Annotated in this window: 19 protein-coding genes; 7 read left to right on the top strand and 12 right to left on the bottom strand. The window is 73.8% G+C overall.

Features of this window, described 5'->3' with window-relative positions:
* Positions 1–354: 354 nt before the first annotated feature.
* Genes AA0005_RS05750 through AA0005_RS05730 form a run of 5 tightly spaced genes read left to right on the top strand, consistent with a single transcriptional unit; the run spans position 355 to position 6,587 of the window.
* On the top strand, positions 355–1,527 hold the full coding sequence (locus AA0005_RS05750; RefSeq protein WP_413452452.1) for a peroxidase-related enzyme: 1,173 nt from the start codon (positions 355–357) through the stop codon (positions 1,525–1,527).
* On the top strand, positions 1,524–2,609 hold the full coding sequence (locus AA0005_RS05745; protein WP_413452451.1) for an ABC transporter substrate-binding protein: 1,086 nt from the start codon (positions 1,524–1,526) through the stop codon (positions 2,607–2,609). The genes AA0005_RS05750 and AA0005_RS05745 overlap by 4 nt, the downstream gene beginning before the upstream one ends.
* Positions 2,606–3,727, top strand: coding sequence for a FecCD family ABC transporter permease (locus AA0005_RS05740; RefSeq protein WP_413452450.1), 1,122 nt, complete (start codon positions 2,606–2,608; stop codon positions 3,725–3,727). The genes AA0005_RS05745 and AA0005_RS05740 overlap by 4 nt, the downstream gene beginning before the upstream one ends.
* Positions 3,724–4,566 (top strand): ABC transporter ATP-binding protein, encoded by an 843-nt coding sequence (locus AA0005_RS05735; protein ID WP_413452449.1) that lies wholly within the window; start codon positions 3,724–3,726, stop codon positions 4,564–4,566. Before AA0005_RS05740 ends, AA0005_RS05735 begins: the two co-directional genes overlap by 4 nt.
* Entirely contained in the window at positions 4,563–6,587 is a 2,025-nt protein-coding gene (locus AA0005_RS05730; RefSeq protein WP_413452448.1) for an FAD/NAD(P)-binding protein, read from the top strand. The genes AA0005_RS05735 and AA0005_RS05730 overlap by 4 nt, the downstream gene beginning before the upstream one ends.
* A 173-nt stretch (positions 6,588–6,760) precedes the next feature.
* Here AA0005_RS05730 and AA0005_RS05725 read toward each other — a convergent pair whose 3' ends face one another.
* Entirely contained in the window at positions 6,761–8,299 is a 1,539-nt protein-coding gene (locus tag AA0005_RS05725; protein WP_413452447.1) for a PH domain-containing protein, read from the bottom strand.
* A complete protein-coding gene (locus tag AA0005_RS05720) occupies positions 8,296–8,811 on the bottom strand; it encodes a PH domain-containing protein (RefSeq protein ID WP_413452446.1) in 516 nt (171 codons plus the stop codon). The genes AA0005_RS05725 and AA0005_RS05720 overlap by 4 nt, the downstream gene beginning before the upstream one ends.
* Positions 8,812–8,953: 142 nt before the next feature.
* Here AA0005_RS05720 and AA0005_RS05715 point away from each other — a divergent pair, with 142 nt between their 5' ends.
* Positions 8,954–9,721 carry a histidine phosphatase family protein gene (locus AA0005_RS05715; protein WP_413452445.1) on the top strand — a complete coding sequence of 256 codons (768 nt, stop codon included), beginning with the start codon at positions 8,954–8,956 and terminating at the stop codon, positions 9,719–9,721.
* The gene (locus tag AA0005_RS05710) at positions 9,718–10,596 is read left to right on the top strand and encodes an NAD(P)H-hydrate dehydratase (protein ID WP_413452444.1); all 879 of its coding nucleotides are present in this window, start codon (positions 9,718–9,720) and stop codon (positions 10,594–10,596) included. Before AA0005_RS05715 ends, AA0005_RS05710 begins: the two co-directional genes overlap by 4 nt.
* Positions 10,597–10,623: 27 nt before the next feature.
* On the opposite strand, the gene AA0005_RS05705 is transcribed toward AA0005_RS05710, so the two are convergent.
* From AA0005_RS05705 to AA0005_RS05660, 10 genes are all read right to left on the bottom strand, one after another.
* The gene (locus tag AA0005_RS05705) at positions 10,624–11,079 is read right to left on the bottom strand and encodes a ribose-5-phosphate isomerase (RefSeq protein WP_413452443.1); all 456 of its coding nucleotides are present in this window, start codon (positions 11,077–11,079) and stop codon (positions 10,624–10,626) included.
* 2 nt (positions 11,080–11,081) lie between these two features.
* Positions 11,082–12,890, bottom strand: a complete 1,809-nt coding sequence (locus AA0005_RS05700; RefSeq protein ID WP_413452442.1) for a dihydroxyacetone kinase family protein — start codon at positions 12,888–12,890, stop codon at positions 11,082–11,084.
* Entirely contained in the window at positions 12,887–13,783 is an 897-nt protein-coding gene (locus AA0005_RS05695; protein WP_413452441.1) for an NAD(P)-dependent oxidoreductase, read from the bottom strand. Before AA0005_RS05695 ends, AA0005_RS05700 begins: the two co-directional genes overlap by 4 nt.
* Positions 13,780–14,727, bottom strand: coding sequence for a sugar phosphate isomerase/epimerase family protein (locus AA0005_RS05690; protein WP_413452440.1), 948 nt, complete (start codon positions 14,725–14,727; stop codon positions 13,780–13,782). The genes AA0005_RS05695 and AA0005_RS05690 overlap by 4 nt, the downstream gene beginning before the upstream one ends.
* Positions 14,724–17,012, bottom strand: a complete 2,289-nt coding sequence (locus AA0005_RS05685) for a glycoside hydrolase family 3 N-terminal domain-containing protein (protein WP_413452439.1) — start codon at positions 17,010–17,012, stop codon at positions 14,724–14,726. The genes AA0005_RS05690 and AA0005_RS05685 overlap by 4 nt, the downstream gene beginning before the upstream one ends.
* Positions 17,009–18,517: an alpha-N-arabinofuranosidase gene (locus AA0005_RS05680; RefSeq protein WP_413452438.1), complete on the bottom strand. Its 1,509-nt coding sequence runs from the start codon at positions 18,515–18,517 to the stop codon at positions 17,009–17,011. The genes AA0005_RS05685 and AA0005_RS05680 overlap by 4 nt, the downstream gene beginning before the upstream one ends.
* A 100-nt stretch (positions 18,518–18,617) precedes the next feature.
* Positions 18,618–19,958 (bottom strand): ABC transporter substrate-binding protein, encoded by a 1,341-nt coding sequence (locus tag AA0005_RS05675; RefSeq protein ID WP_413452437.1) that lies wholly within the window; start codon positions 19,956–19,958, stop codon positions 18,618–18,620.
* A 25-nt stretch (positions 19,959–19,983) separates the two neighbouring features.
* Positions 19,984–20,904, bottom strand: coding sequence for a carbohydrate ABC transporter permease (locus AA0005_RS05670; protein ID WP_413452436.1), 921 nt, complete (start codon positions 20,902–20,904; stop codon positions 19,984–19,986).
* Entirely contained in the window at positions 20,901–21,878 is a 978-nt protein-coding gene (locus AA0005_RS05665; RefSeq protein ID WP_413452435.1) for a carbohydrate ABC transporter permease, read from the bottom strand. The genes AA0005_RS05670 and AA0005_RS05665 overlap by 4 nt, the downstream gene beginning before the upstream one ends.
* Positions 21,875–22,969, bottom strand: coding sequence for a hypothetical protein (locus tag AA0005_RS05660; protein ID WP_413452434.1), 1,095 nt, complete (start codon positions 22,967–22,969; stop codon positions 21,875–21,877). The genes AA0005_RS05665 and AA0005_RS05660 overlap by 4 nt, the downstream gene beginning before the upstream one ends.
* Between the last annotated feature and the right edge of the window lie 26 nt (positions 22,970–22,995).

Here is a 22,995-nt window from a genome sequence, read left to right as displayed (position 1 = left end):
TCGGCGTCGAGGGCACACGCCGTGCCCGAACGATCGCGGCGCCCGCCGCGAGCTGGGGAAGGACCACCATGACCGTGCACACGAGTGTCAGGCCGCCTCTCGCGCCGAGCACCGCCGTGTCCATGTGTCTGCGCGCCGTGGCGTGCATGTGTTGTTGTCCCGCCTGAGGCGCTGACCCCACGGGCCGCTGAGCCCGCCCCCGCCTCCCCGTGCCCGCCGCGAACGTCCCCGGCGCAGGCGTCGCACCTTGCCTCCTGAGGTCGCACTTTCGCGCACCTCCGGACGAGCAGACGGTGCGACCTCACGCACGCCACCCGCTGCTGCGGCACTGCCGCGCACCCACCTGGAGCACTCGTGACCACCACCCACCTGCCCACCGCCGACCTCGTCGGCGCCCTCGCCGAGCTCGACCCCGCCACGGCCGCCGCGCGCCTGGCCAAGCCCGAGGTCGTCCGCCACACCCAGGCCGCCCACGACCACCTCTTCACCGACCCGGGGCGCCTGTCCCCCGCCCTGCGCCGGGCGCTGGCCGCGCGCGTGGCCGAGCAGCACGGCGCCCCGCGGCTGGCCGAGGAGCACCGCCGCCACGACCCCGTCGACCTCACGGCCGCCACCGCCGACGAGTCCGTCGCCGCCCTCGTGCGCCACGCCGACCTGCTGTCCCTCGCGCCCGCGCTCGTCACCCCGGCCGACGTCGCCGCGCTCGGTGCCGTGGGCCTCGACGCCGACGGCATCGTCCTCCTCTCCCAGGTCGTCGCCGTCACCGCCTACGAGGCGCGCCTGGTCACCGGCCTGCGCCTCCTCGCCGGCCACGACGACGCCGCCCCTGCGGCACCGGCGCCCGAGCTGCCCTCGCGCGCCAAGTACGCGCCCGACGTCGCCCCCAACGGCCTGCCCGTGCCGCGCGAGTACACCCGCGAGCTGCTCGGCTGGCTGCCCTGGGTGGACCCGATCCCGGCGGAGGAGCTGACCGAGGAGCACCGCGCGGCCTTCGCCGGCAAGAGCGACGGCGCCTACTTCCGCCTGCTGGCGCGGCAGACCGGCGTGCTCGCCGCCCGCACCCAGATCGACCACGCCGTCTTCCTCACCCGGGTCGGCCTGCCGCGGGCCGAGCGCGAGCTCGCCGCCGCAGTGACGAGCAAGGTCAACGACTGCATCTTCTGCGCCTCGGTCCACGCCCGGAAGGCCGCGCAGCTGAGCAGGCGCCCCGACGACGTCGACCGCCTCCTCGCCGCCGACGTCCCGCGCGGCCCCGGCTGGGCGCCGACCGACCTGTCCGCGCTGAGCGCCGGGCAGGACGAGCGCTGGGCGGCGGTCGTCGACCTCGCCGCCGCGCTGGCCGCCTCGCCCTCCCGCGCCACCGCCGCGCACGTGGCCCGGCTGCGGGGGCTCGGGCTGGAGTCGCTCGAGCTCGTCGACCTCGTCGCCTCGGTCGCCTTCTTCTCCTGGGCCAACCGCCTCATGCTCACCCTCGGCGAGCCCCACCTCCCTGCCGACACCCCCACCACCACCGGAGAGACCCGATGACCCGCACCACCCGTACCGCCGCCGTCCTCGCCGCCTCGGCCCTCACGCTCGCGGCCTGCGGCCAGGTCGAGGTCGCCGAGACCGAGGCCGGCGACGCCGCCACGGACGCCACGGCCGGCGAGATCACCGTCGTCGACGACCAGGACCGCGAGGTGACGATCGAGGGCCCCGTCGAGCGCGCCGTCGTCGCCCTGTCGTACAACAACGAGTTCGTCGAGGCGATCGGCGCGGGCGACCGCGTCGTCGGCGTCGACCGCGGCACCGTCCAGCGCGCGCCCTACCTCGGGCTCACCGAGGACGACATCGTCGGCGAGAGCATCGGCGAGCTCAACTACGAGGCGATCGTCGCGCTCGACCCCGACGTCGCGATCATCCCCCGCAACGGCGCCTGGCAGGAGGCCTCCGAGCGGCTCGCGGAGTTCGACATCCCGGTCGTCGTCGTCACCTCGTGGGACGTCGACGTCTTCGACGAGACGATCGACATCCTCGGTGAGGTCTTCGCCGAGCCCGAGGGCGCCCAGGCGGTCAAGGACTTCCACGAGGAGATCGTCACCGCCGTCGACGACGCCGTCGCGGGCCTCGAGCCGGTCCCGGTCTACTGGGAGACCGACCAGCCCTACATCACCGCGCTGCCCGGCTCCGGCTTCGACCAGGTCATCACCGGCGCCGGCGGCACGAACGTCTTCGGCGACATCACCGGCGGCGACGCCCAGCACGAGATCACCGTGGACCCGGCCGCCGTCGTCGAGCGCGACCCGGCCGTCATCGTCCACGAGCAGCCGCCCTCGGCCGAGCCCTACACGGCCGACGAGGTCGGCGAGATCGTCGCGGGGATCCCCGCGCGGCCGGGCTGGTCCGGGATCAGCGCCGTCGAGAACGGTGAGGTCTACGTCGCCAACGGGTGGGCGACGTCGGGACTCGCCAAGGCGATCGCCACCGCCTACCTCGCCACCTGGCTGCACCCCGAGGCGACGGCCGACCTCGACCCGGCCGGCTACCTCGAGCGCTGGGCCACCGAGTTCCAGGGCGTGACCGACTTCGCGGGCGAGGACGCCTACGTCACCGTCGGGGTCGCGCAGTGACCGCACCGACGACCACCCGCCCGGCCGCCGGCAGCACCCCTCCCGCCGAGAACGCGGCTGCCGACGGCGGTCGCCCCGGCCTGCGGCGGGCGCTGGGCAACCACCGGCTGCTCGTGCTCGTCGCGTCGGCGGTGCTCACCGTCGTCGTCGTCGCGGGCTCGACGGCGGTGGGCACCTCCGGGGTCACCTTCGCCGACGCCATGCGCATCCTCTGGCTGCGGGTCGCGGGTGGGACGATCGAGCCCGAGTTCGCCTCGGCCTACGGGATCGTCGCCGACCTGCGCCTGCCGCGCGCGCTTCTCGCGCTCGCCGCGGGTGCGGCGCTGTCGGTGGCCGGCGCCGTCATGCAGGGGCTGCTGCGCAACCCGCTCGTCAGCCCCTTCACCCTCGGTGTCTCCCCGGCGGCGGCCTTCGGCGCGTCGCTGGCGATCCTCCTGGGCGGCGGTGGGGTCGCCTCGTCCAACCCGCTCGTCATCCTCGCCGCGCTCGCCTGCGCGGGCGTCGTGACGATGCTCGTCCTGGGCCTCGCCTCGGCGCGCAAGATGGCGGTGGCGACCCTGCTGCTCCTCGGCATCGCCGTCACCCAGCTCTTCGAGGCGCTGACCGCGGGCCTGCAGTACCTCGCCAACGAGAACACCCTCCAGGCGATCGTGCGCTGGACCCTCGGCTCGGTCAACGACGCCTCGTGGACCGAGGTGCGGGTCATGGGCGCCGTCGTCGTCGTGCTCCTGCCGCTGCTCCTGTGGTTCGCCAAGGACATGAACGCGATCGCCTTCGCCGGCGACGACGCCGCCCGCTCCCTCGGCGTCAACGTCACCGTCGTGCGGGTGGGGCTCATCCTCGTGTCCGTGCTGCTCGCCTCGGTCGCGGTCTCGCTGTGCGGGGTCATCGGCTTCGTCGGGCTCGTCGGGCCGCACATCGCGCGGCTCATCATCGGCGCCAACCACCAGTACCTGCTGCCGATGTCGGCGCTGTCCGGCGGCGTGCTCCTCGTCGCGGCGGACACGATCGGGCGGACCGTGGTGGCGCCGTCGGTCGTGCCCGTGGGGATCGTCGTCGCGATGCTCGGCGCGCCCGTCTTCATCTACCTCATCATGACGCGGAGGGCCTCGAAGTGACTGCAGTCCAGGACAGGACGACGACGGCGCGCGCGACGTCGCCGGCAGGTGCACCGCCCGCGGGGCTGAGCATCCGCGACGTCGAGTTCGCCTACGGCAAGCACCGGGTGCTGCGCGGGATCGACCTCGACGTCGCGGCCGGCACCGTGTGCGCGCTGCTCGGGCCCAACGGGTCGGGCAAGTCGACGCTGACGAAGATCCTTGCCGGCGTGCTGCGCACGAGGCAGGGATCGGTGCGGCTCGGCGAGCGCGACCTGCTGTCGATGAAGCCGCGCGAGCGGGCCAAGGTCGTCGCGTACGTGCCGCAGTCGAGCGAGGTGCCCTTCGAGCTCACCGTCCGCGAGGCCGTGACGCTGGGGCGCACGCCGCACATGGGGATGCGGCCCTCGGCCGAGGACCTCGCGGTGGTCGAGGACGCGATCGCGCGACTCGGGCTGGCCGAGCTCGCCGAACGGCGGCTCTCGGACATGTCCGGCGGGCAGGCCCAGCGCGTGCTCATCGCCCGGGCCCTGGCCCAGCGGCCGCGGGTGCTGCTCCTCGACGAGCCGACCTCCGCCCTCGACCTGCGCTACCAGGTCGAGACGCTGCAGATCGTGCGGCAGGTGGCGCGGGAGGAGGGGGTCGCGGCGCTCATCGCGATCCACGACCTCAACCACGCGGCGACCTTCTGCCAGCAGGTCGTGCTGCTCAGCGGCGGGCGGCTCGTGGCCGACGGTCCGGCCGCCGAGGCCTACGACGCCGCGCTCCTCGGCGAGGTCTACGGCCTGCCCGTCGAGGTCCTCCACGACGACGGCCAGACCCAGGTCCGCCCCGTCCTCGCGAAGGACTCCCTCTCATGACCCCGCCCCTCCCCAACCCGACCCCCCTCCCCGCCGACAGCACAGTTACCGCCGACAGCACAGTTATCGCCGACAGCACAGTTATCGCCGAGAGTGCAGTTGTCGACCTCGTCATCGTCGGCGGCGGCCCGCGTGCCGTGTCCGTCATCGAGCGGCTCACCGCCCGCGGCACGCCGGAGCGGCCGCTGCGCGTCGTCGTCGTCGACCGCTTCGAGGTCGGCGCCGGTGCCACCTGGCGCACCGACCAGAGCCCCCAGCTCCTCAACAACACCTACAGCGCCCACACGACGATCTACCCCGACGACTCCACCCCGATGGACGGGCCGGTGACGCCCGGGCCGGACCTCGTCGTGTGGGCCCGCGACGTGGTCGCGGGCACTCCGCGCACGACGGCGCCGTCGTCAGCCGGCTGGAGCGCCGGCCCTCGGCCGGACTGGGTCGCCGACGAGGCCGAGCTGGTCCAGCCGTGGTCCTACCCGACCAGGCGCCTGCAGGGCGTCTACTTCCGCGAGCAGCTCGAGGCGGTCCTCGCCCGCGGCGGCGTGGAGCTGACAGCGGTCGTGGGCACCGTCGTCGACATCGAGCCGGCGGACGGTGCGAAGTCGGCCCGGGTGGTGCGGCTGGCGGACGGGCGCGCCTACACCGCGCCCGCCGTCGTGCTCGCACAGGGGATGGTCCAGGCCCAGCGCTCGCGGGAGACGGCGGAGCGCGTCGCCGCCGCGGAGGACCACGGGCTCGTCTACGTCGAGCCGGGGATGCCGGCCGAGCGGGACTGGGACGTCGTGCCGGCGGGCGAGGACGTCGTCGTCGCGGGGCTGGGCGCGAACTTCTTCGACGTCGTCGCCCTCCTCACCGCCGGACGCGGCGGGCGCTTCGTCGCCGGCGACTCGCCCTTCGACCTCACCTACCTACCCTCGGGCCGCGAGCCGCGGCTGCTCGTCGGCTCGCGCCGCGGCCTGCCCTACCGCTCGAAGTCCTGGTACGGCGGCCTGCCGCCGCGCTACACCCCGCGCCTGGCCACCCGCGAGTGGTTCGCCGCCGCGGCGGCCGTGCCGGACCAGGACTTCACCCGCGACGTCTGGCCGCAGCTCGCGCGGGAGCTCGTCGTCGCCCATCTCGGCGTCCTGGCCCGGCACCACCCCGCCACCATCCCGACCGCCGAGGACGGCGAGCTCCCCGCCGCCCTGCTCGCCCGGGTCGCGGCCGCGGACGTCACCGAGCTCGCCGGCATCGTCCGCGACGTCGTCGTCGACCCCACCCGCCACCTGGACGTCACCCGCCTCGACCGGCCCGACGTCCGCCTGCCCTCACCCGAGCAGTGGCGGGCGTGGACCGAGCGCTGGCTCGCCGCGGAGCACGAGTCGATCACCCGGCCGCTGGCCAGCCCGCGCGCCGAGGTCAACCGCGCGATGGCGGTGCTGCGGGGGCAGGTCGCCGGGCTCGTGCGGGCGGGGGCGATCCACCCGGCATCGGGGGTGCGCGACGTCAACGGCTGGTTCGGCACGCTCGGGCTCGCGCTCGCCTCCGGCCCACCGCCGAAGCGCACGGCGCAGCTGCTCGCCCTTGTGCGGGCCGGGGTGGTCGAGCTGCTCGGCGAGGGGCTCGCGGTCACCGTGGAGCGGGGCCGCTTCGTCGCCCGCTCCCAGGTGATCGGCCGCGAGCACCGGACGCGCGCCTTCGTCGAGACCCGCATGTCCAAGGGGCACGTGGACGTCACCGACGACCCCCTGCTCCGCTCGCTGCTCGACTCGGGCCGCGCCCGCCTCCACGCACGCAGCGGCCCCGACGGCTCCGTGGCGGCGGCCCGGACCATCGACGTCACACCGGAGGACTTCCACCTCCTCGACGCCGCCGGCCGGCCGGACCCGCGCGTGGTCGTCATCGGTATCCCGGCCGGTGACGTCCAGCCGGGCTCGGCGATCGGCGCGACGCCGGGCGTCCCGTCCCCGCTCATCGCCGGCGCCGACCGGGCGGCCGCGCAGGTGCTCGCCCTCACCCGCGAGGCGCTGCCCGTGGCCTGACCGTCAGGATCCCGCCACAAAGGGCGCCGACACGCCGAGCGGGCCGCGCCCGAGCGCGGCGTGTCGCGGCCTCCCGGTCGCGGTTGTGGCGGGATCCCGCGTCACAGGTCCCGCGGGCTGAGCACGCAGAACTCATTGCGCTCGGGATCCGCCGAGCACGCCGGGAAGGGCCCTCAGACCGCCACGCGCTCCTCGGTCACCGTGTCCGCGAGCGCCGTCGCGTCCCTCAGCGCCATGTCCACCCCGTAGTAGGCCTGCTCCCCCGCGGCGGTCGTCACCGTGAGGGTCGCCAGCCCGAGCAGCCGCTGGACCGGCGACTGCCCGACCTGCGCACCGTTGATCCCGCGCACCTGGACGACGTCGGTGCGGCGGCTGAAGAAGCCGCGCTGCAGGTAGAGGTACTCCCCGTCGAGGCGGTGCCCCAGCGCCGCGTAGTACCCGCGGCCGCCGACCACCGCGATCGGCACGAGCGCCGCCGGCACGAGGAGCAGCCACGCGCTCCACCCGGCCCACCACACCCCGGCACCGAGCACCACCGCCACCGCCGCCGTCGCGAGCAGGTAGCGCACGACCGCCCGACGGCGGGCCACCGGCGGGTGGGCGCGCAGCGTCCCGCTCGCCGGGCTGACGTCGTCGGTCAGCACCGTGCTGCCGAGCAGGACGTTGGCAACCCGGACGGCGACCTCGCGCGTGGTGGTGGGCAGCAGGGTGGAGCTCTCGGTCATCATCTGGGCGAGGCTCACGCCGGTCATCACCGGCGACAGCCGCGCCCCGCCGAGCAGCCGCGTCACGAGCCCGCGGCCGACCGTGACGCCGCGCATGCGGTCCTGGTCGGCGGTGAAGGAGCGCGTGGTGAGCAGCCCCCGGGTGGCGAGGAAGCGCCCGCCGGGCTCGCGCACGAGCCGGTAGCCCCACCAGGCCTCGGCGAAGGCGACGGCCCCCGCGCCGACCCCGAGCAGGACGAGGAGGACGAGCGTGATCGCGGCCCACGCGCCCCAGGGCACGCGGTCGACGACGCCCATCACCTGCTCCCCGACCCACTCCTCGCGGCCGAGCAGCGAGACGAAGCCGTAGATCGTGCCGATGACGGACAGCGGCCCGGCGAACAGCCAGGTCCCGAACATCTGGTAGACCACCCAGCGCCAGCGCAGGGTCTGGACCTCCTCGCCACCGGCGTCGGCTAGCCGCGGGTCCGCGGTCGAGGCGACGTCCTGCTCGCTGCGCCGCAGCAGCTCGGCGCGCAGGGCCAGGGCCGAGGCGCGGGGCAGCCCGTCGAGCGCGACCGTGCCCTCGCCCAGCATGGCGTTGCCGCCCGTGCCCACCCGCAGCACCGCGAGGCCGAAGAGGCGGTTGCTCAGCGGCGCGGTGATGTCGACGGTGCGGATGCGGTGCAGCGCGATGCGGTTGCTGCGCCGCACGAGCAGCCCGGTCGTGTGCTGGAGCTCCTCGCCGGTGAGCCGGTAGCGCACCTTGAGGTAGTTGAGCGCCTGGTTCAGCGGGTTGAGCACCGCGAGGGCGGCGAGCGCGCCGACGGTGAACCGCGCGACGTCGTTGTCGGTGTTGAAGAACCACCAGCCCACGGCGGCCGGGACGAGTCGCACGAGCATGCGCAGCAGCGCCGCCGGCACGATGCGCAGGCTGAGCCGCTGCCACGGGACGTCGGGGGCGTCGTCGTCGCCCGCGACGTCCTCGTCGGTGACCTCGCTGGTCATGTGGCGTCCCCCTGGGTGCGGGCGACGGCGTCGGTCAGCTGGGTGACGAGCTCCTCGGCCACGTCGGCCGCGAGCCCCTGGATCTCGACGGCGCCCTGCGCGGAGCCGGTCGTCACCGAGACGGCGGCGAGCCCGAGGGCCCGGTGGAGGAGGTTGCGCTTGGCCTCGACGGTCTGCACGCGGGACAGCGGCGCGATCCGCCACTCCCGTCCCAGCCAGCCGGTGCGCGAGTAGACGGCGGTGCCGGTCGCCTCCCACCGGTGGGTGCGGTAGCGCAGCCACGGCGCGAGGAGGAGGCCGGGCAGGAGCAGCACGGTGAGTACGCCGGCCGCGACGAGCAGCCAGGTCCGCCCGCCCTCCCACAGGACCGCCGGGACCCCGGCGACCACCCAGAGGACCACCAGCGACGTCGCCCGCGAGAGCAGCCAGTACACGCGCGCCCGGGGCGCGACGCGGTGGCGGGGTGGGCGGGGTGCGCCGTCGTCGGTCGCGGCAGGGTCGGGCTCGGGCACAGGTGCTCCTTCGTGCGGGGGTGTCCACCAGGCTAGAGAGGTACCAGGGCCGCGCCATCAACCTCAAGGCCATTCCGGGTCCGACTCCAGGCTCGACCAGCCCGGCGCGCGGGCGCCGCGCGCCGCGGTTACGGTGCCGCCCATGGGTGCTACCGAGCTGATACTCGTCCGCCACGGGGAGAGCCTGGGGAACGTCGCCGCCGCGCAGGCCCGCCAGGCCGGGGCCGAGGTCATCGACGTCCCGGCCCGGGACGCCGACGTCGAGCTCTCCGACACCGGCGTGGAGCAGGCCCGCGCGCTGGGCCGCTGGCTGGCCGCGCTCCCGGAGGCGGACAGGCCCGACGCCGTGTGGTCCTCCCCCTTCCGCCGCGCCCACGACACCGCCCTCACCGCCCTCGAGGTCGCCGGCCTCGACCTGCCCGTCCGCCTCGACGAGCGGCTGCGCGACCGGGACCTCGGGATCACCGACACCCTCACCGACGCCGGGATCCGCAAGCGCTACCCGGAGGAGGCCGAGCGCCGCGAGTGGCACGGGAAGTTCTACTACCGCCCCTCGGGCGGGGAGTCGTGGGCCGACATCGCGCTGCGCGTGCGCTCGGTCCTCGCCGACCTCGAGCGCCAGCGCCGCCACCGCCGGGTCCTCATCACCTGCCACGACGCCGTGCTCCTCGTCTTCCGCTACGTGTGCGAGGAGCTGGACGAGGCGAGCGTCCTCGACATCAGCCGCAACCAGACGGTGCGCAACGCCGCCGTCACCCGCCTCGTGCGCGAGGAGGACGACGACGGGTGGACCCTCGCCGAGTTCAACTCCGCCGAGCACCTGCGCGAGCGCGGCGTGCCGGTGACCGCGCAGTCCTCACCGTCGGACGAGCAGGTGCCCTCCGAGCACGGGGCGGGAGAGGTCCGGTGACCGCGGAGCAGGGTCTGCCGTCACTCACCCCCGCCGTCCTGCGCGACTGGACCCTGCCCGAACCGGGCGAGGGCAAGTACGCGCGGGGCGCCGTCGTCGTCGTCGGCGGGGCGTCCGGCTCCCCCGGCGCCGTGATCCTGTCCGGGCTCGCGGCTCTGCGCGTGGGCGCGGGGAAGCTCTCGGTCGCCGTCGCCGCCTCCGTGGCCACGCCGCTCGCCGTCGCCGTCCCCGAGGCGGGGGTGACCCCGCTCGAGGAGGACGACGGCGGAACGCTCACCGGCGGCGGGCTCGCCCCGCTCGAGCGCAAGCTCGTCCGCGCGTCCGCCGTCCTCGTCGGCCCGGGCCTGGACGACCCCGACGCCACCCTCGCCCTCCTCACCGGGGTGCTCGAGCGCGTGGACGACGACGTCCCTCTCGTCCTCGACGCCTTCGCCGTCGGCGTCCTGCCGCGATTCCCGGACGCAGCCGCCCTGCGCGGGCGGCTCGTCCTCACGCCGAACGCCGACGAGATCGCCCACCTCCTCGAGGTCGACGACGTCGCCGACGACGACCTGCCCGATGCCGCCCGCACCGTCGCCGAGCACTACGGCGCCGCCGTCACCTGCGAGGACGTCGTCGCTGCGGACGGGCGGCTGTGGCACAAGGTCGCCGGCAACCGCGGCCTGGGCACCTCGGGCAGCGGTGACGTCCTCGCGGGCGCTGTCGCGGGGGTGCTCGCCCGCGGCGCCGGGCCGGGGCAGGCCGCCGCGTGGGGCACCCACCTCCACTCCGCCGCCGGCGACCGGCTCGCCGGCACCGTCGGGCACGTCGGATTCCTCGCCCGCGAGCTCCTCGACGTCCTGCCCACCGTCCTCGACGAGCTCGGCGGGTCCTAGAGACGCCCCACCGCTCCCGCGGGACGCTCAGCTCTCGTAGTGGTCGATCCGGGCGACCTTCGCCGCGGACGGCGACGCCGGGTCGAAGTGGTGACCGAGCCACTCCCGGACGAGCTTGCGGGCGAGCTCGAGGCCCACGACCCGCTGGCCGAGGCACAGCACCTGCGCGTTGTTGGACAGCACCGCCCGCTCCACGGAGTAGCTGTCGTGAGCCGTCACCGCCCGGACGCCGGGGACCTTGTTCGCCGCGATGGCGACGCCCAGCCCGGTGCCGCACACGAGCAGCGCGCGGTCGACCTCGCCGGAGGCCACCTTGCGCGCGGCGACGACCGCGACGTCCGGGTAGGCCGTGTGCTCGCCGGCGGCCACCCCGACGTCCACGACCGCCGCGACCCGCTCGTCGGACTCGAGGTCCGCGAGCAGCGCGTCCTTGTACTCGATCCCGGCGTCGTCGCTGCCGACGGCGATCCGCAGTCCGGCCATGGTCACTCCTCCCGTCCACGCCCGTCGGCGTGCGCGTCGACGACGGCGGCGAGCACGAGGGCGAGAGACGTGGCACCCGGGTCCGGGTGCCCCACGCTGCGCTCGGCGAGCGGCCGTGCCCGGCCCACACGGGGGCGCAGCTCGGCGGTCCCCCGGGCGGCGTCGCGGGCGGCGCTTGCCGCCCGGGACCACGCCGCCGGCAGGTCGCGCGCCGGGTCCGCGAGCAGCGCCGTGTGGAAGGGCACGAGGGCGTCGAGCATGGTCTTGTCCCCGAGCTCGGCGCGGCCGACCCGGCGCAGCGCGTCGGCCGCCGCCGCGACCACCGCGGCGGCTGCGCGCACAGGATCGTCGTCCCACGCCGCCCACCCGGCGTCGTCGGCCGGCAGCGCCCGCCCCGCCGCCTCGAGCATGGCGCCCCACAGGATCCCCGAGGTTCCTCCCGCCCGGCCGGACCACGCGGCGCCGGACCGCACGAGGAGGTCGCCGGTGCGCGCCGTCCCGGCCGCGGCGTCGCACGCGGCCGTGAGCCCGCGGACCATGCCGCGGCCGTGGTCACCGTCCCCGGCGACGGCGTCGAGCCGCCCGAGCTCGTCCTCGGCCTGCTCGACCGCGCGCGCCGCCGCCTCGAGGGCGGCGCGCACCCCGGCGACCCGCCGTCGCTCCTCGAGTCCCGCGTCCGCGGCAGACTCCGGTTCCCCCGGGCTACCCGCACTCCGCTGCTCCACCCCGGCCGGACCCGCGGCGGCCGGAGCCGGAGCGGCGCGGTCCTGGGCGTCCCGGGACAGCGCACCGGTCCCGGCGCCCGTGCGCGCCTGCAGCGTGCCCCTGCGGAAGGCGGGGGCGGCTGCCGATGCGCACCACAGCGTCTCCAGCTCGTCGTCCAGCCACATGAGGGTGAGCGAGCAGCCCGCCATGTCGAGGCTGGTGACCAGCTCCCCGACCTCCGGCTCCACCACCGCCAGGCCGCGTTCCCGCAGCTGCTGGGCCACGGTCGCCCACACGACGAAGAGCTCCTCGTACTTCGTCCGCCCCAGCCCGTTGAGCACGGCGGCGACCCGCCCGTCGGCGCCCGGTGGCGCCTCGGCGAGGACCCGGTCGACGAGGAGCCGGGCGAGTCCGCGCGCGCTGGGCAGCACGTCCTCACCGATCCCCGGCTCCCCGTGGATGCCCACGCCGATTCCCATCCGTCCCTCCGGGACGGTGAAGAGCGGGGACGTGCTGCCGGGGAGCGTGCACCCGTCGAAGGCGACCCCGAGCGTGCGCGTGCGGTCGTTCGCGTGCCGCGCGACCCGGACCACCTCGGCGAGGTCGTCGCCCTGCTCGGCGGCGGCCGCGGCCGCCTTGAAGACCGTGAGGTCACCCGCGATCCCCCGCCGCTCGTCCTCCCGCCCGACGGGGGCGCTGGCGATGTCGTCGGTGACGACGACGTACCGGGCGTCGATGCCCTCCTCCACCAGCCGCTCGCAGGCAGCGGTGAAGTTCATGACGTCACCCGCGTAGTTGCCGGTGAGCAGCAGCACACCGCCACCGGCGTCCACCTGTCGCGCCACCTCCGCGGCGTCCGCGGCGGACGGTGAGGTGAAGACGTTGCCGACGACGGCGCCGTCGGCCATGCCCGGGCCCACGAGCCCGCAGAAGGCGGGGTAGTGCCCTGAGCCGCCGCCGACGACGATGGCGACCTTCCCGGGCCGGGTGGGCGGGCGCCGCACCACGCCTCCGGGGACGCGGCGCACGTCCTCGCCGTAGGCGTCGACGAAGCCGGCGAGGGCGTCCTCGGCGAAGTCCGCGGGGTCGTCGTGGAGCATGGTCATCGGTCCTCCTCGGCACGGTGGAGCAGGGTCGTCGTCACGGAGTCGTCGGCGGGGCCCAGGCCGCGCGCCAGGCCGAGGCGGTAGAGCTGCTCGGCGGCCGCCGCCACGGGTGTGGCGACCTGCTCGGCGTGGGCCAGGCGCGCGACGATCCCCATGTCCTTGGCGATGACGTCGAGGCGGGAGCGCAGGTCCGGCTCCTGCCCACGCAGCCGGGCGGCCATCCGCGGCCCGCGGTCGGCCAGCATGAAGGATGCCGCGGCGCCGCGGCCGAGGACGTCGATCGTCCGGTCCAGGTCCAGGCCGAGCGCGTGGGCGAGGGCGAGCGCCTCCGCGGCCGCGGCGGTGTGGATGCCGCAGAGCAGCTGGTTGACGGTCTTGAGCCGCTGCCCGTCCCCCGCCCGGGGCCCGACGACGACGAGCGAGGAGGCCAGTGCGTCGAGCACCGGCCGGGACCGCTCGAGCGCGTCCTGCACCGCGCCGACGACGACGAGCAGGTCACCCTCCCCGGCCCGGACCGGGCCTCCGCTCACGGGGGCGTCGACGAGCGAGACACCGTGCGGGGCGAGCCGGTCGGCGGCCGTCTCCGCGACGTCGGCGCCCACCGTCGACGTCAGCACGACGACAGCACCGCGTCGCAGGTCCTGGCCCACGCCGTCCGGCCCGAACAGGGCCTGCTCGAGGTGACCCGCGTGCCGCACGCTGATGACGACGGCGTCCGCGGCGGCGCAGCTCTCGACCGCCGTGTCGGCGGTGGTGATGCCGGCGTCCGCGGCGGCCCGCCGCCGGTCGGGGCTCACGTCGAAGCCGGTGACCCGGTGGGAGCGGGCGAGCCGCTGCGCCATGGGCAGACCCATCGCACCCAGGCCGAGCACGGCTACCCGCTGCGCGGTCATGGCCGCCGCCCGCCGGTCGTGAGCTCGCCGGTGGCGGCGGCGAGCAGGCGGCGCAGGTAGCGGTGGTTCTCCGCCATGACCGCCAGCCCGTCCCCGCCGTAGTGCTCGACGCAGATGGGGCCGGTGAAGCCGGCGGCGACGGCCGTGCGGACCGCGGCGCGGTAGTTCATCGACCCGGCGTACATCGGCGCCGGCACGGTGTGGACCGACCCGGTCGCCGGGTCGACGCTGCGGTAGTAGCTCTTGACGTGCCAGTAGTTCGCCACCGGCAGGCACCGCTCGACCGCCTCGAGGAAGGGTTCGACGTCCTGGTGGAGCCGGAAGAGGTTGCCCAGGTCCGGGTTGAGCCCCACCGCCGGGTGATCGATGTCCTCCAGCAGCCGGAGCGCGGACGAGGTGGTGCCGAGCAGCGTGTCCTCGTACATCTCGAGGGACAGCACCAGGCCCACCTGCCGGGCGTGCTCGCCCAGCTCCCGCAGGCGGTCGACCGCGAGCGCCCACGTGGCCGCCGAGTCGTCGTCCCGCGGGCCGTCGACGGTCCAGAACCACAGCGCCGCCCGCTGGGCGGGGGTGAGGGGGCGGTGCAGCCCGACGCTGACGACGGAGCACCCCAGCTCGGCGGCGGCGTCGATGGTCCGGTGGGAGTAGGCGAGGTTCTCCGCCCCGGCCGCCGGGTCGATGACGCTGCGCCGGATCGCGGAGACCGCCTCGGACCGGAGCCCGGCGTCCTCGACCGCCGCGGCCAGCTCGCCGAGCCGGTTCCCGTCGAGGTCGCCCACGCGGAGCCAGGAGTCGGTAAGGTCGACCGCGATGAAGCCCTCGGCGGCCACCTCGGCGAGGTCGGCCCGCCACCGGCTCGCCGGGGCGTCGTGGGCGGGCGGGAAGGGCAGCATGGCGGCGGTGATCGGCCACGTGGCAGCCGTGTGCGGCGCGGTCGTGGTCATGGCCGGGCCTCCCGCTCCACCGTGACGGACATGAGCCGCGGGTCCTCGGCGCCCACGTGGTGGGTCCCGCCGGTGAGGGTGAGCGTGCAGCTCTCGACGAGTTCGGCGCAGGACCGGCCCAGCGAGACGGTCACCTCACCCGGGTGGACGGCGCGGCGCAGGTCGGTCCCGGCACGCGCCAGCCGGCCGGTGGGGACCCGCAGCTCGACGTCCGCGGCCTCCCCTGCGGCGAGCTCGACGCGGGCGAACCCGAGGAGCTGCACGGTGGGGCGCGTGACCCCGCGGACGGGGGCGTGCGCGTACACCTGGAGGACCTCGGCGCCCGCCCTGTGCCCGGTGTTGCGCACCCGGACCCTGGTCGTCACGGTGCCCGCCGTGGGGACCTGCGCGTCGACGAGGTGGAAGCCGGTGTGCTCGAAGGTCGTGTAGGACAGGCCGTGCCCGAAGGCTGCCGTCGGCCGGGTGTCGAGGTTGCTCACCGCGCTGGCCCCGCCGAGCGGCGGGTGCAGGTAGCTGTAGGGCTGCCCGCCGGGTGAGCGCGGCAGCGTGAGCGGCAGCCGGCCGGACGGGTTCACCCGGCCGGTGAGGACCCCGGCGAGGGCGCGGGCGCCCTCCTGGCCCGGGAAGAAGGACTGGACCACGGCGGCGCAGCGCTCGGTGGCCCACCCGACGGCGTAGGGGCGGCCGGTGACGAGCACGAGCACGACCGGTCGGCCGAGGTCGAGCAACTGCTCGACGAGCCGGCGCTGGACACCGGGGAGCTCGAGGGAATCCGTGTCGCAGCCCTCCCCCGACGTGCCGCGCCCGAACATCCCGGCGAGGTCCCCCATGACCGCGACGACGACGTCGGCCTGCTCGGCGACGGCGAGCGCCTCGGCGAACCCGCTCGTGTCCTCCTCCCGTACGTCGCACCCCCGGGCGTAGCGCACCCGGGCCTCCCCGAGCTCCTCGATGAGCGCCTCCCGGAGGGTGGGGACGTCGAGCTGGATGCCGCTGTCGGGGTGACGGGCGAGCACGTGGTTGGCGAAGCTGTAGCAGCCGAAGAGCGCGTGCCTCGAGTCGGCGTTGGGCCCGACGAGGGCCACGGTCCCCGCCTCCAGGGGCAGCGCGCCGTCGTTCGTCACGAGCACCACCGACTCCTCGGCGAGCCGCCCGGCGACGGCCCGGTTGCGGGGCGGGTCCAGGTCGATCTCGCCGGTGACGCGCGGGTCGTAGTCCGGGTCGAGGAGCCCGAGCTCGCGCTTCTGCCGCAGGACCCGGCGGACCGCACGGTCGACGTGAGCCTCGTCGACGACGCCGGCCCGGACCAGCGCCGCCAGCGGCTCGAGGTACCCGACGCCGGTGGGCAGCTCGACGTCGACGCCGGCGACGAGCGCCTGCGCCGCGGCGTCCCCGAGGTCGGTCGCCGACCCGTGCAGGGTATGGAGGAAGGCCACCCCGAAGTAGTCCGCCACCACCGTGCCCTCGAAGCCCCACCTGTCGCGGAGCAGCTGGGTGAGCAGCGCGGCGTCGCCCGCGACCGGCACACCGTCGATCTCCGTGTACGCGCTCATCACCGACCCCGCCCCGCCGTCGCGCACGGCCATCTCGAACGGCGGCAGCAGGACGTCGGCCACCTCCCGCGGCCCGGCGTGCACGGGCGCCAGGTTTCGCCCCGCCCGGGAGGCGGAGTAGCCGACGAAGTGCTTGAGGGTGGCGACCACCCCCGCCTCCTGCATCCCGCGGACGTAGGCCGTCCCCACCTCCCCCACGAGGTACGGGTCCTCGGAGATGCACTCCTCCACCCGCCCCCAGCGGGCGTCACGCACGACGTCGAGCACCGGCGCGAGGCCCTGGTGAACTCCCAGCGACCGCATCGAGTCGCCGATCGCCCGGCCCATCTCCGCGACGAGCGCCGGGTCGAAGGTGGCGCCCCAGGCCGGCGGAGAGGGGAACATGGTGGCCTGCCACGTCGCCAGGCCGGTGAGGCACTCCTCGTGGACGATCGCGGGAATGCCGAGGCGGGTGCTGGACCGCAGCCACGCCTGCTTCTCGGCCAGCGCCCGCACCTGCTCGCGAGGGTCGACCGGGCGGGTGCCGAAGACCCGGGTGAGATGGCCGAGCCCGTGGACGGCGTAGTCCTCCAGACGGTCGACCTCGGACTGCATGGCGTGCTGCATGGGGGCGACGTCCTCGCCGCCGTCGCCGCCGCGGCCCTCCCACAGGCCCACCAGCTGCGCCAGCTTCTCCTCGAGGGTCATCTCCTCCAGCAGCTCGTCGTCGCTGCGGCGCTGCGGTGTCGTCATGACCGGACCGCCCCCACGTCGAGCACGAAGCGGCTCCAGGAGGCCGGTGGCAGCTCCGCGACGAGCGCACCGCCGTCGAGCGTGGCGTCCTGTGCCCGCAGCTGGACACGGTCCGGGTGCTCACGCGTGTTGGCCGCGGTGAAGTCCGCGTCGTGCAGGACGACGGCCTCGACCGCCCGCGCGTCCGCGAACTCGCCGAGGTCCACCCGAAGCCTGGTCGGCTCCGCGGGGCTGCGGTTGACGGCGAAGACGACCAGCGTGCCCGAGTCGGCGTCGTGGGTGGCCACGCAGTCGAGCGTGCTGACCTCGCCGTACTTCTCGGTGGTCATCGTCGGGGCGGTGACCCGCGGGCGCAGCACCTGCCCGCGGGCGTGCCTGGCGGTCTCGGCGAACGGGTGGAAGATCGACTGGCGCCAGGTCGGTCCGCCGGGCTCTGCCCGGATCGGGGCGATGGTGTTGACGAGCTGGGCCTGGCAGGCGGCGGTCACCCGGTCGCTGTGGCGCAGCAGGGTGATGAGCAGCGACCCGACGACCACGGCGTCCACGACGGTGTAGTCGTCCTCACTGAGACGCGGCGCCACGGGCCAGTCCTCGGGGACGTCGAGCTCGCGCTGGTACCAGACGTTCCACTCGTCGAAGGAGATATTGACCTTCTTGTCGGAGTTGAGGCGGGCGGCGACGTGGTCCGCGGTGGCGGTCACGTCGGAGATGAAGGCAGCCATGTCGACCGACGAGGCGAGGAAGCTCGCGTCGTCGTCCCCCAACTTCTGGTAGTAGGCGTGGGCGGAGATGAAGTCGACGAGCTCGAGGGTGTGCTCGAGGACGGTCGCCTCCCAGGCGCCGAAGGTCGGCATCGCCCGGCCCGAGCTCCCGCAGGCGACGAGCTCCAGCGCCGGGTCGAACTGGCGCATGGCACGCGCGGTCTCGGCGGCCAGGCGCCCGTACTCCTCGGCGGTCTTGTGGCCCAGCTGCCAGGGCCCGTCCATCTCGTTGCCCAGGCACCACAGCCGGACGCCGTGCGGATCGGCGACGCCGTGGCCGGCCCGCTGGTCCGACAGCGCCGTCCCGCCGGGGTGGTTGGCGTACTCGAGCAGGTCCAGGGCCGCCTCGATCCCGCGGGTGCCGAGGTTGATCGCCATCATCGGCTCGACCCCGGCCTGCCTCGTCCAGGCCATGAACTCGTTGAGCCCGAAGGCGTTCGTCTCGGTCGAGCGCCACGCGAGGTCCAGGCGCGTGGGCCGCTCCTCCACGGGGCCGACGCCGTCCTCCCAGCGGTACCCCGAGACGAAGTTGCCGCCGGGGTAGCGCACCATCGTCACCCCCAGCTCCCGCACGAGGGCCAGGACGTCCTGGCGGAAACCGTGCTCGTCGGCCTGCGGGTGCCCCGGCTCGAAGATGCCGGTGTAGACGCACCGCCCCATGTGCTCCACGAAGGAGCCGAAGATCCGTCGGTCGACGGGGGCGACGACGTCGTCGGCGTGCAGGTTGATGAAGGAGTCGAGCATGTACAGACCTTTCCGAGGATGCGCCTGCAGGCGCGGATGACCGTTGTCCGGGGCGAGCGGCGGTGCGGGGGCGCCCCTGCTGAGGCGCCCCCGCGGGGTGTCAGCCGATCTGGTTCTCCAGGTCGCTCTGCGCCTGGGCGAGCGCGTCCTCGACCGGTGTGCCGCTGTCGAAGATCTGGGGCAGGACGGAGGTGGTGAACATGCTGTCGACCGTCGGGAAGTCGGGGTGCGTGAAGGCCTCGAAGTGGCCGATGCCGTCACGGACCTCATTGAGCACGTCGAACAGGTTCGTCGTGAAGTACTGGTTGAACTTGTTGTCCTCGGCGTGGGTGACCTCCTCGTCGTCCCACACGGCCATGCTTACCGGGTCGAAGCCGAGGACCTCCCAGACGGCGACGTTGGCCTCCGGCGACAGCTTGGTGAAGGCGAGCCACTCGGCGGCGAGCTCGGCGTTCGGCGAGTCGGCGAGCACGGAGGTCCCGGTGCCACCGCCACCGATCGTCAGCACCTCGCCACCCTCGACGACGGGGGCGGGCGCGATCGCGATCTTGCCGTCGAGGTCAGGCATGTAGTCGACGAAGCGGGAGGTGTACCAGCCGGGGTAGACGATCGCCGCGAAGTCACCGCTGTTGATCGCGCCGAAGGCCTCCTCGGTGTCCGGGCTGCCACCGGGGATGGTCGACAGGGCACCGGACTCCTGCATGCCGGCGAGCAGCTCGAGGGCCTCGACGACCTCGGGGCTGTCGACGGCGACGTCACCGTCCTCGTCGAACAGGTTGCCGCCGAGCTGGGACAGGATGAGCGACTGGACGAAGGTGACCTCGGTGGGAGCCGGGCCGAAGGCCTTGCCGGTGGCCTCGTTGTACGCGACGCCGGCCTCCTCGAAGTCCTCCCACGTCTCGATCGTCGTGTAGTCGATCCCGGCCCCCTCGAGCAGCTCGGTGTTGTAGAAGGCGACCATCCCCCCGACGTGCGTCGGGTAGCCGTAGATGTTGCCGTCGCGGCTGTAGAGGTCGAGCCGCGCCTGGACGATGTCCTCGACGTACGGCTCGGCCGCGTCGTTGAGCGGCAGCAGGGGCGGGTTCGACCCCCGGACGAAGTTGCCGAACTTGCTCACCTCGATGTCGGCGACGTCGGGCAGCCCGGAGCCTGCGTTGACGGCCAGCTGGAGGTTGTTGTGCATGTCCTGGTAGGGGTAGACGGTGATCTGCAGGTCGATCTGCCGGTCGGGGTTCTCCTCGTTCCAGCGGTCGGCCATCTCCTCGTAGAGCTCACCGTGCAGCTCGGCGAAGACCCACATCTCGAGCGTGGTCCCCCCGCCCGTGCCGGTCGAACCGTCCGAGGGGGCGCCGTCGTCGTCGGCGCTGCCGCCGCACGCTGCCAGCGCGAGGCCGACCATGGAGGCGGCGGCCACCATCCTCATTCGTGATGCTCTGGTCATTGTCTTGTCTCCATCCATTGTGAGGTCACCCCTTGAGGGCGCCGGCGGTCATTCCGGCGATGAAGAATCGCTGGAACAGTACGAAGAGCACGAGAATCGGGAGGACCGACACAAATGCTCCGATGATCAGCAGGTCGTAGTTGTTCCCGTGGGGCGTGAGCAGCGTGTTGAGACCGATCGGGAGAAGGAACTTCTCCGGGGACCGCAGCACGAGCAGCGGCCACAGGAAGTTGTTCCAGATGATCATTCCGTTGAGGATCGCCATGGCCGCCATGGCGGGTTTGGAAATGGGCAGCACGAGGCGGAAGAAGATGCCAAACTCCGTGACGCCGTCGACCCTCCCGGCCTCCAGCAGCTCGTACGGAATTCCCATGAAGTACTGGCGGAAGAAGAAGATCGTCACCGAGGCCGCGAGAAAGGGCACGACGATGACGGCGTAGTTGTCGGCCAGACCGAGGTCGTTCACCATGACGTACAGCGGCAGCATCATGATCTCGAACGGCACCGTCATGAGGAGCAGGACGGCGATGAAGCCGACGTTCTTGCCCCGGAAGTTGTACATCGCGAACCCGTAGGCGACGAACGAGCTGACGAGCAGCGTGCCGGCCACCTGGACGACGGTGAGAACGAGGCTGTTGAAGAACCACCGGAAGTACAGCCCGGAGTCGGTCAGCAGCATGACGTAGTTGTCGAACGACAACGAGCCCCAGTCGATGTCGAGCGTGATCCCCTGGCGGATGACGTCGTTGCCGTTCTGGAAGGTGCCGACGAAGATCGCGACCAGCGGCACGAGGACGACCACCGTCAGCGTGACGAGGAACAGCGCCTGGATCGTGCGGAACAGGCCACGGGGCAGCGGCCACTTCTCCCGGCCACCGCTCCGCCTCTCCCGGCGGCCACCTTTCGCCGCCGTCAGGATGGGCAGCTTCTCGTTCGTGGTGCTCATCGTCCCTCCTCCTTCCGGAAGACCCCGGAGAGCGTGAGGTTGGTGAGGTTGATCGCCATGATGACGACGAGCAGCACGACACCGACCGCCGAGGCGAGGCCGATGTTGTTCTCCTCGATCCCGCGCCGGTAGAGGTAGCCGACGACGGTCAGCCCCTGGTTGTTCGGCGAGCCGTTCCCGGCGTAGAGCATGTAGCTCTCGAGGAACATGGCCAGGCCGCCGTAGATGCTGATCGTCATGACGTACACGAAGGTCGGCCGAAGGTTGGGGATCGTGATCCAGACGAACTGCTTGACCTTGCCGGCGCCGTCGATCGAGGCGGCCTCGTAGTACTCGTTCGGGATCGACTGCATCCCGGCGAGGAAATACATCATGTTGACGCCGGTGTAGCGCCACATCGCCAGTGCCAGCAGGGCGACGAGCCCGGGGATGTCCTCCCGCAGCCACCGGATCGGCTCGATCCCGAAGACCCCGACGACCTGGTTCATCAGGCCGGTTCCCGTCTCGGCGAACATCAGCCGGAAGACGATGCCGGCGACCACCACGGACGTGAGGGCGGGGACGAACATCGAGGACTTGAAGACGGCCTTGACGCGCTCGCTGCCGAGCTTGGCGTTGACGACGGCGGCGAGCACCATCGGGATCGGGATGAGCAGCACGAGGGTGAGCACCATGTAGCGCAGGCTGTTGGACATCGCCTGCCAGAAGACCCGGTCACCCATGACCCTGCGGTAGTTGTCCAGCCCGACGAAGGTGGCGTCCCCGTACAGCACTTCCTGACCGCTGATGATGAACGCCCGGACGAGGGGGACCGTCCAGAACGCCAGGACGGTGATGACGAAGGGCGCGATGAAGAAGTACGGGGCGGCCTTCTTGGAGTAGAGCAGTCGGCGTAGTCTGCCCTGCCTGGGCCTCGGCTCCGGCCCGCCGGCCGCCACGTCTGGCGTGGGGCCGGCGCTGGTGGTGGCGCTCATACGGTGCTCACTGCTCCTCTGTCCTCGTGCGTGTCTGCCCGGGCGGCCGCCACGGCCTCGTCGATCTGGTGCTGGATCCGCCGTGCCCGTGCCAGGCGGTAGCGCCGCCAGCCGGGCGCCGCGAGGAGCAGCAGGAGCAGGAGCACCAGCTGCGTCCACGGGAGCGTCCAGGCGGCGAGGTCGGTACGGCTCTGCTCGAGCTCGGCCTCGACCTGGTCCTCCCCCACCGGGGCGACGTCGACGCGCACCTCACCGGTGGAGCGGACCAGCCCCCAGTGACGGACCTCGGTCCGCACCGACAGGCGCTGGCCCGGCAGGATCTCCCGCCGCGTGTCCGTCACCGTCGTGGGGAGGAGGCCGAACGGCCCGGACAGGTCGATGGTCGAGGTCGCCCCCAGCCGCACGTTGCCGGTGTTGTGCAGGTCGTACTCGATGCGGAGCGTGCCGGGTGCGGCGGGGTTCCAGCCGGACACCCACTGCGTACGCACGTCCTCGGCGACGACCCGAGCCGTGATGTCGCCCGGGACCCGGAGGTGCGCCCGCACGCCGACCCGTGACCTCAGCTGCACGTCGCTGCCGGCGTCCGGAAGGAGCTCGGCGACCACACCGACCGGGTGGTCGCCCGGGAGGACGTCGTCCGGGGCGGCGATCGTCAGTGGCAGCGTCGCGGACTGCGCGGCACCAAGACGTAGGGTCAGCGACCCGTCGTCGGCCTGCTCGCTGCCCTCGACGGGCGCGAGGGTGACGGCAAGGGCCGGCTCGACGTCCGGCCGGATGTCGAAGGCCCCGGTCTCCCCGATGGTGCCCGCGCCGGCGTAGACCCGGAAGTTTGCGGCACCGGGGCCGAAGTTCGTCACGGTGACCCAGTCGGAGACCGAGCCGCCCGGCTCGACGCTGTGGCGCATCGACAGGCGACCGTCAGGGCCGTCCGCCCCGGCCGGCTGGATGGTCCACGTCGTCGTGCTCTCCTCCGCCGCCGGGCTCGCCTGGGCGGCGGAGCCGGTGGCCGAGACCACCACCAGCGCCACCGCGGCGAGCACCGTGGCCAGCGCCGCCGCCACCGGGCGAAGCGCGGGTGCCAGCGCTCTCATGGTTCCTCCTCGGGCATGTCGGTGTG

Source organism: Georgenia phoenicis (assembly GCF_047302425.1).
In the GTDB taxonomy this organism is placed as follows: Bacteria; Actinomycetota; Actinomycetes; order Actinomycetales; family Actinomycetaceae; genus Oceanitalea.
The sequence above is the reverse complement of the archived record's forward strand: the minus strand, read 5'-3'. Positions and strand labels throughout refer to the sequence as shown.